At 39.9% G+C, this 13,194-nt stretch carries 10 protein-coding genes; 5 read left to right on the plus strand and 5 right to left on the minus strand.

What is annotated here, in order from left to right; all coding sequences use genetic code 11:
- Window positions 1-37: 37 nt before the first annotated feature.
- The 3 genes from EHQ49_RS17075 to EHQ49_RS17085 are packed head-to-tail and all read right to left on the minus strand — an operon-like array spanning window position 38 to window position 2,728.
- On the minus strand, window positions 38-1,075 hold the full coding sequence (locus EHQ49_RS17075; protein ID WP_135580936.1) for an alpha/beta hydrolase: 1,038 nt from the start codon (window positions 1,073-1,075) through the stop codon (window positions 38-40).
- A gap of 6 nt (window positions 1,076-1,081) precedes the next feature.
- Window positions 1,082-1,597 (minus strand): chemotaxis protein CheX, encoded by a 516-nt coding sequence (locus EHQ49_RS17080; RefSeq protein WP_135580938.1) that lies wholly within the window; start codon window positions 1,595-1,597, stop codon window positions 1,082-1,084.
- Window positions 1,598-2,728, minus strand: a complete 1,131-nt coding sequence (locus tag EHQ49_RS17085) for a hypothetical protein (RefSeq protein WP_135580940.1) — start codon at window positions 2,726-2,728, stop codon at window positions 1,598-1,600.
- Between the two features lie 77 nt (window positions 2,729-2,805).
- Here EHQ49_RS17085 and EHQ49_RS17090 point away from each other — a divergent pair, with 77 nt between their 5' ends.
- The 3 genes from EHQ49_RS17090 to EHQ49_RS17100 are packed head-to-tail and all read left to right on the plus strand — an operon-like array spanning window position 2,806 to window position 5,747.
- Window positions 2,806-3,546 (plus strand): class I SAM-dependent DNA methyltransferase, encoded by a 741-nt coding sequence (locus EHQ49_RS17090; RefSeq protein WP_135580942.1) that lies wholly within the window; start codon window positions 2,806-2,808, stop codon window positions 3,544-3,546.
- A 43-nt stretch (window positions 3,547-3,589) separates the two neighbouring features.
- Window positions 3,590-5,017 (plus strand): dihydrolipoyl dehydrogenase, encoded by a 1,428-nt coding sequence (gene lpdA, locus EHQ49_RS17095; RefSeq protein ID WP_135580944.1) that lies wholly within the window; start codon window positions 3,590-3,592, stop codon window positions 5,015-5,017.
- Window positions 5,018-5,054: 37 nt separating this feature from the next.
- Entirely contained in the window at window positions 5,055-5,747 is a 693-nt protein-coding gene (locus EHQ49_RS17100; protein ID WP_167483022.1) for an SH3 domain-containing protein, read from the plus strand.
- 36 nt (window positions 5,748-5,783) lie between these two features.
- On the opposite strand, the gene EHQ49_RS17105 is transcribed toward EHQ49_RS17100, so the two are convergent.
- On the minus strand, window positions 5,784-6,692 hold the full coding sequence (locus tag EHQ49_RS17105) for an alpha/beta fold hydrolase (protein WP_135580948.1): 909 nt from the start codon (window positions 6,690-6,692) through the stop codon (window positions 5,784-5,786).
- Here EHQ49_RS17105 and EHQ49_RS17110 point away from each other — a divergent pair.
- Both EHQ49_RS17110 and EHQ49_RS17115 read left to right on the plus strand, forming a co-directional pair.
- Window positions 6,687-7,076: a DMT family transporter gene (locus EHQ49_RS17110; protein WP_135580950.1), complete on the plus strand. Its 390-nt coding sequence runs from the start codon at window positions 6,687-6,689 to the stop codon at window positions 7,074-7,076. The two genes, EHQ49_RS17105 and EHQ49_RS17110, sit on opposite strands and share 6 nt — an antisense overlap.
- Before the next feature lie 3 nt (window positions 7,077-7,079).
- The gene (locus EHQ49_RS17115) at window positions 7,080-8,879 is read left to right on the plus strand and encodes a sulfatase (RefSeq protein ID WP_135580952.1); all 1,800 of its coding nucleotides are present in this window, start codon (window positions 7,080-7,082) and stop codon (window positions 8,877-8,879) included.
- A gap of 33 nt (window positions 8,880-8,912) precedes the next feature.
- Here the strand turns inward: EHQ49_RS17115 and EHQ49_RS17120 are convergent, their stop codons facing one another.
- Window positions 8,913-13,172, minus strand: a complete 4,260-nt coding sequence (locus EHQ49_RS17120; RefSeq protein WP_135580954.1) for a beta strand repeat-containing protein — start codon at window positions 13,170-13,172, stop codon at window positions 8,913-8,915.
- Window positions 13,173-13,194: the final 22 nt, after the last annotated feature.

The raw sequence follows: 13,194 nt of genomic DNA on the forward strand, positions 1-13,194 counted from the left end.
CAATTATCGGCAGGTTTCTTAGGAGAAACGACAAATTCTATCGGTCGAGCCAATATAGAAAACTTCCGAAGGTTTGGAGGAGGGCCGGAACCCCGAAAATTTGGGAGTGGAGGGGGAGGCTGTCCCCGTGCGTTAGCGCTGTGGAGGTGCGGTGGACATAGGAAATTTCTTTTTTTTGGAAGAGGAAGGCCAGTTTTTCTGACTCATCCGGTGAAATGACGGGGTCTGTCTTTCCGTGAAGGAGGGAAACCGGGCCATCCAAACTTTCTAATTGGTAAAATGGAGAGAGGTTTTCCGGAAGATTTTTTGGGACAGTGTTCAGAACTCGTTTGGCAAGATCTTTCCTAAAGTTTTCGTCAGTGCCCACTTGGGAAAAAAATTCTTTCGCCGGGGCCGAAGTTCTTTCGAGTAAGGTTTCGGTCTGGGCGTCCTTTCCGGTTCGTTTGAGTCCATTGTCGAGGGCCGCTGCATAGTATACAGGTTGTAATTCCTCTGCAAGTTTTGGTTCAAAACAATGGAGAAAATTGTAGAGAATGACATAGACAGCATAAGGGTCGATATCGTAGTTCGAAAATACAAAAGGTACGGTATCTAAAAAATCGCAATAAGCACCGATGGCCATTGATGTTTTGATTTTCTTTCTTGTATTCGACTTGGAAGCTGCAATGAGTCCCATCCCACCCGAAAAACTAGCAGATAAATATCCTAAGTCATTGCCATTAAATAGATGTTTGGTGGAGGAAACTTCCATCATTAAATCTTCTATGTTGGATATTGTTTTTTCTTCGATTCGAAGTCCTTTTACTTCTGGAAGTTCAGGAAGAATTACACTGTGATTGGAATTTGCAATGTTTTCTGCGAGTTCCAAAATCCTTGGGTCGTCAATTCCCATGGCACTCATTCCGTGTTGGATATAAACACCTGGCAATGATTCCGGATTTTTGCCCGTTGGATAAAAATGAAATACTCGTCTGCCTGTGCCTGGTAATTGGAGTTCCTTACGTTCTAAAGGTTTTTTTTGTTTAAGCCCAGCATAATTCAAAACGAGTGGGATTGCCAAAACATAAGGTTTCATTCGGAATTAGTTTTTTGGGGTGGGAAATTTTTCCAACAATAAAATCAAATAGAGTCTACCCATATACTCTTCTCCTCTTCTATCTTTGAGATTAAAGATAAGTATATATTGGCGAAAGTGTTCTAAGGATATAGGAACGAGTTTATGGTTTAAATTTTCTGGTGGTAAGATATCAATTTCGTAACGCCCCAGTCTCATTTCAGTAATCAATTTTCCAGCGATTTGGTTTGCAAACTCCATCATGATGGATGCAGAGTGCGAACGAGAAGTGGGATCAATTTGAAAGGCTTTCGCAATTTTGGGAAGGAGTTTTAGTTTGGTATAACCATCTAAGGCCAGATAAACTTTTCCATTGATATCGCCAACAAACTCAACAAGTGTACAATTTTCAAAACAGAGGCCTTCATTTTTAGAAGGTCCGTATGCTTCTCGTTCCGCAAATACTAATAGAGACTTTTGAAAGTGTTCTGGTAATACTTGTGAAACTGTCAGAATGAATTTTTCGTCAATTAACGGATCCATTTAGGCTGCGTGGTAGAGGATACTCTCTTCCAAGGATTTGTATGCTGCTTTGATCCAAACATCAAATTTGATTCCTTGAATGTTTTGGTTGGAATAACCGAGGGCAACTTCTGAAGGATAACCGAGACTATCCAATTCTTCTATGAACTGATTAAAAAATTCCGAAAAACGATCGACTCTTTCATTGGAAACAATGGCCGCATATAAATTCTCTTCTAGTTGATACAAACCCAAACCAAGAACAACATTTTGTTTTCCAAGTAGGTTCAGTCCAATCGCAATTTCCGTTTGGAAGTTAGTGTCAATGAATTTGAAAAGAATCAGTGTTACTTTTTCTTTGGATTCAAATGCTGATTTTGCCATTTGGTAAAAGTGAGATACATTGAAAAGTTTTGAAATGGGATGTTTTGTTACTTTGGCATATTCTCTTTTTACCATAATTTTTTCTGAGATGATAGTCGACTTTTCCCAGAAAGATTGGATTTCTGATTCATCCCAAGACTCTTTAGTAGAGAAACATAAATAACCAAATAAATGGCCATTCATTGTGAGCGGGATGTATAACTTTCGTTTGTCGATTGAAATTGCAGGAAGTAATTCTCTGATTCGTCCTTCTTCGTATTCTTCCCATTCCACTGGATTGTCATCGGTTTCGACCATCATACCTGCTTTTTGCCAATAACATTCCTTAAATTCTTTTCCATCATAATAAACATATTGGATGGAAGTGAGTTTTTCTGTGAGATAAGGATAGGGAAATTCTTTTACTGTTTCGCAAAACAAAGATCGTTCTTCCGAATGAACTGACTCTCTCGCAAGTAAAATAGGATCTTTTTTCCAGAGGATTTCTTTCTGTTTTGGTTCTGCGTTGGATGGTTCTTTCGGTAAGGATGTTTCTGTATCGAAAATTATATCAGTATGTGGGGTTTCCTCTGATGGAGTTTCTGAATCTTGTAAACGGTTTGGTTCGAGGAAAGAATCTCTTTTTTGAAAGTCCAAACTGTATAAGAATAAAGCGAGTAACAAACAAGAAACGGTGAGGAGAGTAAAACTCACCCAGGAAAAATAGAATGTATACTGAAGGATCACTCCAATGATAAAAAAAATTGTTGGAATTGTATATCGTTTCATGGTGACTTAGCCGTTACTCAATATAACGGGTAAAATGGGGATTCACTGAACTGATTTTCCCTTTCCGCTAGGGGCAAATGAAACTCTATTCCGAATTGGCTGAATACTATTTTACCATCGAAGAAGCAAGCCGCAAGTTTTCGGAAGAAATCCTCTTCCTTCGGGAAACATTTAAGCGACATAAAATTAGTACTGTTTTAGACATTGGATGTGGGACTGGAGAACATATCAAAGAACTCCAAGGTATGGGTTTCAAACCACTTGGTATCGATGGTTCTCCTCGTATGTTAGAAATTGCCAAGGCACGATTTCCTCATTGCCAATTTGAACTTGGCAAAATGGAAGTTTACGTCGCCAAACAACCGGTAGATGCAATCATTTGTTTGTATGGAACTTTTAATTATCTCATCAATGACGATTTGGTCCAAAATTTCTTAAGGAATTGCCATAAAAATTTAAAACAGGCTGGTCTTTTGGTTTTAGAAATCTGGAACGCAGACCCCATTCACAGAATCAAACGAAAACCAATCACTACTGTGAGTAACGTAAGACAAGGTGATACATCGATTCGAAGGAATCGGGGATTTCGTCTAACAAGAGCAGATGACGTAGCCATTGTCGAAGTGAACTATGTTTATAATTTGAACCAAAAAGATTTAAAAGATAAACATACAATGCGGGTATTTCATTTTCCGCAAGTTCAGAATTTTTTAGATGATAATAAATTTGATGTCCTACATGTATATAGCAATTATGACGGCGAAAAATATATCAAAACGGGCGCACGGATGCTCGTTGTAGCAAAAAAGAGGTCTTGACTTTCTTTTTTGCGTACGGTATCCCAATCTATCGGGAGAACGTATGTCCAATCCAAACCATTTTCAAGTGATCGTTATCGGAGGAGGGCCTGGCGGTTATGTCGCAGCCATCCGTGCCGCACAATTAGGTTTGCAAACATGTGTTGTTGAGCGTGAAAAACTCGGGGGTGTTTGTTTGAATTGGGGTTGTATTCCCACCAAAGCTCTGTTAGAGAGTGCACATGTATTGGAACATTTAAAACACGCTGCCACTTTTGGGCTTTCCTGTGATAATATCAAAGCAGACTTTGATGCTGTAATCAAACGTTCTCGTTCTGTTGCTGACCAAATGGCAAAAGGTGTTGAGTTTCTGATGAAGAAAAACAAAATCACCGTCGTGAATGGAGATGCTAGTTTTCAAAATTCTAAAACCATCCTAGTAAAACCAAGTTCTGGTGAATCAACAACTTACACTGCAGATTTTTATATTTTAGCGGTAGGTGCGAAAAACAAGGCTCTTCCTTTTTTGCCATTTGATGGCAAACGTGTATTATCTGCTAAGGACGCAATGATTGAACCAAAAGTAATTCCCAATCTTGCTATTATTGGTGCAGGTGCGATTGGAGTTGAGTTTGCTGATTTTTATGCCAGTATGGGATCTAAAGTGACTATCATTGAATTCCAAGACCATCTACTCCCGAATGAAGATTTGGAAATCTCAGGAGTATTAGAACGGAGTTTTAAAAAAAGAGGGATCGAATTGTATTTAAGTCATGGGGTGGAAACGGCCGTGGTTTCTGAATCGGGGGTTGAACTTACTTTACAAGATCGTAAATCTGCAAAAAAAGAAAAATTAAACTTTGATAAGGTAATTGTTGGAGTAGGAATTGCACCTAATACTAGTTCTATTGGATTGGATGAAATTGGGATCAAACTAAAAAATGGATTTGTCGACTTTGTTGGTAACTATCGTTCTACCGTGGATCATATTTATGCCATAGGGGATTGTATTCCAACACCTTCCCTTGCTCATGTGGCGAGTGCTGAAGGTATTCGTGCTGCAGAAGATATTTCTGTGCGACTCGGAAATCCGCACCATTTACAAATCTCAAGACTAAACTATTCTTATATTCCCGGTTGTACTTATTGCCATCCTGAAGTGGCGAGTGTGGGTCTTACCGAAGAAAAAGCAAAAGCACTCGGATATGAAATCTCTGTAGGTAAATTTCCATTTACGGCCAGTGGAAGGGCGCAAGCCCAAGGTGACACAACGGGAATGGTAAAAATTGTTTCCGATAAAAAACACGGTGAAATTTTGGGGGCACATATCATTGGGAGTGGGGCTACGGAAATGATCGCTGAGCTAACATTAGGTGCCAATATGGAAATCACAGTCAGGGAACTGGCAAACACCATTCATGCCCATCCAACACTTTCGGAAGGAATTATGGAAAGTGCTGCTGCTGTTCTTGGGGAAGCGATTAATATATAGGGGGGGAGCCATCCGAGTAGACCTCGAGATTTTTTTTATGAAATTGAAAAAGAAACATAACTCAAAAAAAAATTTAAAGATCATATTCTTTTCGAAACAGGTCTTCTTTTTTATTTTTGCAGTTTTCGCATTACAATGTATCGGTACGGATCGAAAATCCACAGAAGTTCCGATTGCAACTAAATGTGTATTTATGGATGGATTAAAGTTACGAGAAAACCCAAGTCCTCATGAGAAGACACACTTTATACTAAAATACGGTGAATCTCTAAATATTTATCAATTATCTAATCATCAGGATTTGATTAATGGCATTCAGTCAAATTGGTCTCTAGTTGAATTTAATGGAACGAAAGGATGGGTATTTTCCGCTTATTTAAAAGAAAACTGTCCAAGTGAAAAAAATAAGTATGTTGGTTTGATCCGCCTGAATCATAATTATCCAATTTTTCACTTACAAGCAAAAAATTCAGAATATATGATTGGAAATATTTATAAAACAAAAGATTGTTCTGAGATTAACAATCAGGCTTGTATATACACTTGTGCTTATGAAGCAGGCGGTGGTAGCTGTTCCATCACATCGTTTAAGATTGATAAGAACTTAATTACCATTCAGGTTGCGTTGAAAAAAGATCTTTTATTTGTTCAGAACAATGAAAAATACATTTGTATGATAGAGAACTCAGAGGAACTTGAGCCAAAAATTATTTTTTGCGATAAACGTTGAAGATATCAGACTTTGTGTTATCTGCCTCCACTTTCTTTAGCTAATTTGCCCTTCTTTAATCCCCAAACATTTCTGCATCCAATTCCAAGTTTCTTCCGGTCTCTCGAACGGAAAAAAATGAGTGAAGCCAGGGAAGATGGTCACATCAGAATTGGGATGTACTTTTGTGAGTAAGTTCGCATGTTTGGGACTACAGACTTCGAATTTTTCTGGGATCGCAATATGGTTTTCTGTTTTGATACCGTAAAAGTTTTTGAAGACATGGAAGTGGGCATGCCCAAAAATTTTTGCTTCCACCCTTGGATCACAACAAAGTTTGACCTCCGCTTCATGACCAGTGCTCACAAAACAAGAGTTTAAATAATCCTCAAATATAGAAGGTTCAAAGTTTGCAAAGGCAGGGAACTTTCGGAATGATCGCCTAACAAGTTCGATAGATTTAAAATGACTTCGTCTTTTTTTGGCACCCATTGCGAGTGGGTTTTCTAAAAATTTGGAGAGTAGGATCATCTTCCAACCAAGGATGACTGGATCCATCGCAAGAACCTTTTCAAATCGATCAGGTTCTTTGGCTGCTGCCAGTAACGAGGATGCTCCACCCAGAGAGTGACCTATGATATTTGTTTTTAGAACGGATTCGTGATCGAGTAGTGCCAAGATTTGATCTCGAAACACATTCCAATTATGGAATTCTAAACTAAATTCAGAACGACCGTGGCCTAAAAAATCAGGAGCAAGCACACGGTAATGTTTCGATAATAAATTAAAGTAATACTGATAACAACCGGCACTATAGCCATTGGCATGAGAGAAAACGAGAACGGGACCCGGAGTTTCCGAATCTAAGTAGGCGCATTCCCAGTTTCTGAACCGAAAGGATTTTGATTTCATTTTTCTATTTGACCCTTCCCGATTTAGATCGGATTTTGTCTGTATCCCATGCAATTCCAGGTCATCCTCTTCTTCTGTATAGCCGTATTCTTTAATGCCTTGGCTAATATTTTAATCAAATCTTCATCTATGCAAGATCATACAAAAACTTTATCGGGTGGTCTTTGGGATACAATCTTTACTGTATTTAATCCCTACTTCATCGGAGGGCTTGCGAGTTTCGGTTTGGCTCTACTTGGATACCGCTATGTATTAGGTAAAGGTTTGAAACTCTCTCTTGCTTATCCTGTATTTACTTCTAGTGGATTTATTATCGTTCTTATCGCATCTTCGCTTTTTTTTAAGGAAAGGTTAAACTTAACGCAGTGGTTAGGCATTGCATTCATATTGGTAGGTGTTTGGCTTACCGCCTTGCAAATGTTTGACGTTAAGTCGTAAGTTTTGAAACTAAAATCTGCTTTCATAAACTTCATTTTATTCGTTTTTCTATTTTGTTTTTTCCCTTTTTTCTTTTGTAAAAAGATAGGTTCAGATACTGAACCTGAATCGATTCCTTCAACCACAAAAAAACGTCCGAATGTTCTTTGGATTGTCATCGATTCCTTGAGAGGTGACATCATCGGTCATTATGGTGTCACACCTAACTTGGATTTGTTTCAAAATAATGCGATCAACTTCCAATACCATTTGGTAAATGCAGCTTGGACTAGGCCATCCACACTTGTTTTTTTTACCGGAAAGTATGCTTCTGCAAATCCTGTCAACTTTTGGGATTACCCCACTACAAAGTCAGAGGTTGAGGCATTCTATCGGACAGAAAAACACCCACTTCCTAAATTACTCAAAGATAATTCTTTTGTTACCTATATGGTTGGTAATAATCCATTTTTAACAGATAAGTTTGGTCTTGGGGTAGATGTCGGCTTTGATCAATTATACGACTTTTCTAATTACAATGAAGATACAAAAAAAATTACAAAAAAAACAATAGAAGTATTAGATGAAATTGTTTCTGAAGAAAAACCTTTTTTTCTATTTTTAAACTATAATGATCCACATAAACCATATACTCCGCCGGAAGGATTTACTGGTCGAATCCAAACTAAAGAAATTTTAGATGAAAAGAAACGAAATTATCTAGGTGAAGTTGCTTTTGTAGATGAAGAGTTGGGGAAGGTTTTTGAAGAGTTAAAAAACAAAAATCTTTGGGACAATACTCTCATCCTTATCACAGCAGATCACGGCGAGGTGATGAACGCAGCCCATGCCATTTCTCCTTTTACAGGAACGAATACATACTATGGTCATGGTCAGGATTTGTTTTTAGAAAATATCCATGTGCCTTTACTTATCAAATTACCTGGTACAACCACCAAACAGTCGATATCTTCTATGACTCGTTCCATTGATTTATTTCCGACAGTTCTTGATTATTGTGAATTTTCGATTCCTAAGTCCATTCAAGGAAAATCACTTAAACCATTAATTGAGAACTTGGAAACTACCAAACGTACATATTACGGCGAAACTAGATTTACACAAGGGTATGGCGAAGGGTCAGAATTCCTTTTGCAAAGATCGTATCGTTTCCATGAAGTCGGAAAATTTTGGCAAGGTTCTGTGGGTAGCGAATTCTATTTGTATTCCGATGCTAAAAAAGATCCCAATCAAGAAAATTCGTTACGTATTCCCAATATTTCAGCTTTGAAAGATATGAAATTAAATCCAACTTTGGAAAAGAAGATCCTTCGTTTTTGGAAACATATTCGTTCGATGGAACCCAAACTTCCTTTGTACCATCTTTCGGTCCAACCAGAATCTAAAGATACAGAAATCCAAATTCGAGTCACTCAAGGAACCATTCGTCTGGAGACTCTTCCTGAAGATTTGGATTTAGAAGAGAAGGGAAAATTGGTTCGGATTCATACAAAACGAACCAAGCCCTTTGAAATTAGTTTCGAAGTGTATCCCGATGTGAGTTTTCCAGAGTTCAATGTATGGTTTTCTAAAAAACAAATCCCAAAATCAGATATTTTTACAGGATACTTTGGTGTGAGTATGGCTTCTTGTCAGTCCAACTGCGATTTGTTATACGAATCGGGTTCCCAACGTCCTATCATCCATCCAAATGCAAAGGTTTATTTTTGGAAGGAAGGTGGACAAAAAAAATCTTATTCCTCCAAACAAGAATTAGGAACGGATGCTTTAGAAATTTTAAAAAAACAGGGATATGTTCAGTAGTGAGTTCATTGGATTGATTTTCTTAGAATCAATTCAATCGTTATCCTGATTTGTTACAGAAACACTTGGTAAGGATTCTCCATTGAACCCACTTCCTCCGCCACTGAGCGATCCAAATAAAATCGAATAAGCCATATTCCCATCCACAAGAAAGTCATCCACTCCGGTTAGGACAACGTTTTGGTAAGTATTCCAATCACTGGAGGTGAATACTAGATTAGAAACGGATGTAGTTCCTTCCGCAACATTGGAGCTAGAAACGGGAATGGTAACATTGGAAGACGGTCGTGCGCGCAATCGAACTTGCATTCGGGATTGCCCTCCAATTTCCGTAGTGATTAGGTTAGGTGATGTGACAAGACCACCGGAGCTATTTGCAGATATCCCACAGGCATTCATTGGATTGGAGTCAGTACATGGTATGATGTCGTAAATATAGTTAATGTGGTTCCCTGAGATGGCTAAAGGTGTGAGGGCACTGTAAATCGCGGACGGTGTGAACCCTGTACCAGTTTCACCAGATGTCACAACAGATGATATTGTATAACTCACATCACCGACCGCAGCTGTATCAAGTCCTGTAACAGTGACTAGTTGGCCCGTCCCAAAATTAGTTGGTGTGAATGTAAGAGGTGCTGTCGGAAAACTCACTAGTCCACCAGGAGTTGTGCTAAAGTTTACTGTGATGTCTGCTGTGGGTTGTGAATCCAAATGGATATAAAATGCAGAAGAGGCTCCCGATTGGGAAGTGATGACTGTGGCGGGTGTGAAGCCTGAAGAAGTGACCCCTGCACTATCATTATCATTTAAGGTGAGCATCGGATAGTTGGATGATGGATAAGGATTCACTCCATTATAAAATCCGTCTGTAGAAGAAAGAACTCCTACTACAATCGGGCAGGATACATTTCCGTCATCCACAGCGTCGTCATTCGGTGTCACAGTGACTGTGTTATGGGATCCAATGGTATTCCAATTGGCACTTGTAATGGTCAAAGAACTTACTGATAGAGAAAATTGGGGAACAGCAGGACTTACAATCAATTCGCAAGGGAAAGTGGTTGTGACAGATATTGGAACTGTGACATCATCTGTCGGGGCCTGGCTGAGTAAAATATAAATGGGAAAGGCTGCCGAGTTTTCTGCGCGAGTCATACTCGTCGGTGTAACTACAGTGATTGGATTTTCTGAAGTGCTATAATTTACAATTGTTGCAGTGGCTCCTGTGCTTCCTACAAAACTAACATACCAAGATGGCATAGAACCTGTTTCTGTTCCATTTACTGTTACCGTATAACTGACGTTCCCGTCGGTTAAGGCATCGGAAACTCCTTGGATTTCCACAGGAACGGACGTGCTCCAATTGGTTTCATCAAATACATATTGTTTAGAACTAACGGGAGATCCACCATCATTGATCATTCCTTCTGTGGCATCAGAAGTGGCTACGGTCACTGTTACTTGGTTTCCAGGAATGGGTCGACTTCCAAGCCTGAGACTATACATCGCTGATTGTCCTGACTCCGTGGTAAAGTAAGGTTGCCCTGCATCGAGAGTGAATAGAATGCTCGGAGAAGGATTGTCATCATCAGCGATATTGATTGTGATGTCTGCGGGATTCATTCCTTCATAGTCAGTGCCAGATCCTGAAATTGCACCTAACGTAAGTGTGTGGGTCCTTGTGGCAATTTCATTGATGGAATCATTAGTGACCATGATGGTCACCGTTTGTGTTGTTGAGTAGTTGGTATGAGTGAAAGTGAGACTTGCCGGTGAAAATGTGTATTGAGTGGAGTCGGGTAAACTAAAAGTTTCTCCTGTGATCGGAATGGTCACCGAACCGGAAGCACAAGCTGCTAAATTGCCGGGAGTGTCACAAGGGGCGGCATTCAGACGAACAGTGAAAGTTCCGTCACTTCCCCCCTCGGTGAGATTTAGAGTTGTAGAAGAGATGGTGAAACCAACTGTATCATTGTCTGTGATTGTAACCACCAAATCTCCGCTAGTTTCTGTGTAACCAGGCAAACTGCCTGTTGGATAGAGCCCCGTGAAATAAGATCCACTCGCTTGTGGGATATGAACTGTGACAGGAATGTTCCCATCATCAAAAGAATCAGATACGGAACGAATGGTCACAACCTGTGCCACGTCCCAACCACTATCACTTGTATTACCTGAATAGTTTGCTGCCTGCCCGTTTGTTGGTGTAAATGTTAATGTACGTGAGGCAGCAACTCCTGCAGAACTATTGAGTAGAACGGCTTCTGTTCCATCCGAGGAGGTAATAGGACCAATCGTTACATTGGCATTTGGTTTTAAGGAAAGTCTGATTTCAAAAGTAATAGTAGAAGTTCCATTTTCCACCATCGATGAGGCAGATAGATTTTGAATACGAACCAAAGGTTCATTACTATCTGTGTTGGTGGCAGTCACTGCGGGAATGGAGATAGAGCTGTATTTCGGATCTGAAGATGATGAATTCCCAAATGTAATATTAACATTTTGGTCTCCATCATCTAAACCATCTAACACAGATGTAATGGTTACTGTTTGTGGTGTGTTCCAATTACCCGTAGTAAAGTTTAAAGAACTGGGAGAAACCGTAATTTCAGAGGTGTTACTTGATGTGATTGTCGGAATGCTGACAGAGTTCGTAGGTTGTGAGTTCAACACTACGGTAAAGGTTTCGGTCGTTGGTGTTCCATTTTCATGAACTACAAGTCCACCGACCGGAGTGACAGTGAATCCCGCTGTATCATCATCTGTCACAAGTATAGTCACTTGTGAAGGTGGTGTCACCGAATTATAAACAGGATCGGCTGAACCACCAGTATCCACTGTTCCAAACTGTAAAGTAACAGTCCTTGTATCTTCGTCAATTGAGTTGTTATTTGTTGTAATGTTGACGTATTGGTCTATGTTCCAATTGGCATTGGTGAAAATTAAATTCGTGGTGCTAGCGTTTGTTATGGTATTGTTTTCTGAAATTCCCGTGAGTGTTACTGTAAATCCTGGAGGTGGTTGGGAGGATAGGTGGATGGCAAAGGAAAGAGTACCTCCATTCTCTGATATCGTTAAACTTCCGGGAGAAGTGAGAACAAATCCTGGGACATCATCATCGGTATTGGTAACGGAAGGAAACACTGGTCCCGCCAAACCATTGTAATCTGTATCTGTAGAAGTGGCTGCACCCGAAACAATAGAGACGGTTTTGGAGCCATCCACAATAAAATCATCCACACCGGTCACTGTGATAATTTTTGGAGTGAACCAATCGCCTGGTGCAAAGGTGAGAGAAGCAGGACTTGCTGTACCTTCTGTACTAGGTGTAGCAACAATCGAAGGAATGGTTACGGAATGGGTAGGCAAAGTGTTCATCACAACAGCGAAACTCACAGCACCACCAGCTTCCGTAGTTGTGAGTCCTGATAAATTGACCACTGTAAATCCAGCAACATCATCATCAACATTTGTACCTGTAATGGTAGGAACGGTTTTTCCTAAATAAGCGGGATCATCTGATACTGTAGGATCTGCTGATATTTGAAAGGTACTATCGTCCACGCTAAAGTCGTCCACACCAGTGACTGTGACAGTTTGAGGCACATCCCAATTGTTAGGTGTAAAAACAAGTTCTACAGCAGCAACAGTCGCCTCCGTGGTGTCATTTGAAACAAAGTTTCTGATGATAACATCTCGCATAGGTCTTGTTTGTAAAACATAAGCAATGGTTCCTGTTTCTCCCGTTTCGGAAGTGATGAGACCAAGAGTTGGACTTGCTGCAACTCCAGAGGATTCATTATCGGTATTAACTACGAGTAAGACAGGAAGGCCTTGTGTTGAAAACCGGATGTCAGTGGAAACCATTGTCCCCATTTGGACCCTATAATTTTGATTTCCGTCAGCAATAAGATCATCTACTCCCGCCAAACGTATGCTTTGTGGAGTATCCCAGTTCTCTTCGGAAAATTCCAGATATGTGGCCGACAATAAGACACCTTCAGTTGGATCAGAGACAGTGATTGGCCCAATTCTTACTGAACTGTTGGGTTCTATGTTCAAACGAATTGTGAATTCTGCTTGTCTTCCGTTTTCACTCGTAAATAAAAAATTCTCAGACTCGTAAATGACAGAACCTTGCCCGGTTGTAGACGCAAAAAAAGAACCGAATAACCTCTGCAGATTAATGGGTGTTATGGATTGGCAGGAAAGAGAGAGTGTGGAGAAAGCGAGGAAGACGATGGAAAAACAGACCCTGAACATGATTCCCTTTTGTCCTCGTATGACTTCCAATTAGGGTTCTCCCTTTATATAT

The sequence above is a fragment of the Leptospira perdikensis genome, from assembly GCF_004769575.1.
Classification (GTDB): Bacteria; Spirochaetota; Leptospiria; order Leptospirales; family Leptospiraceae; genus Leptospira_A; species Leptospira_A perdikensis.

Excerpts from the sequence above, each read along its gene's own strand:
- EHQ49_RS17075 (WP_135580936.1), bottom strand. The coding sequence starts at position 1,075 with ATGAAACCTTATGTTTTGGCAATCCCACTCGTTTTGAATTATGCTGGG.
- EHQ49_RS17080 (WP_135580938.1), bottom strand. The coding sequence starts at position 1,597 with ATGGATCCGTTAATTGACGAAAAATTCATTCTGACAGTTTCACAAGTA.
- EHQ49_RS17085 (WP_135580940.1), bottom strand. The coding sequence starts at position 2,728 with ATGAAACGATATACAATTCCAACAATTTTTTTTATCATTGGAGTGATC.
- EHQ49_RS17090 (WP_135580942.1), top strand. The coding sequence starts at position 2,806 with ATGAAACTCTATTCCGAATTGGCTGAATACTATTTTACCATCGAAGAA.
- lpdA (WP_135580944.1), top strand. The coding sequence starts at position 3,590 with ATGTCCAATCCAAACCATTTTCAAGTGATCGTTATCGGAGGAGGGCCT.
- EHQ49_RS17100 (WP_167483022.1), top strand. The coding sequence starts at position 5,055 with ATGAAATTGAAAAAGAAACATAACTCAAAAAAAAATTTAAAGATCATA.
- EHQ49_RS17110 (WP_135580950.1), top strand. The coding sequence starts at position 6,687 with ATGCAATTCCAGGTCATCCTCTTCTTCTGTATAGCCGTATTCTTTAAT.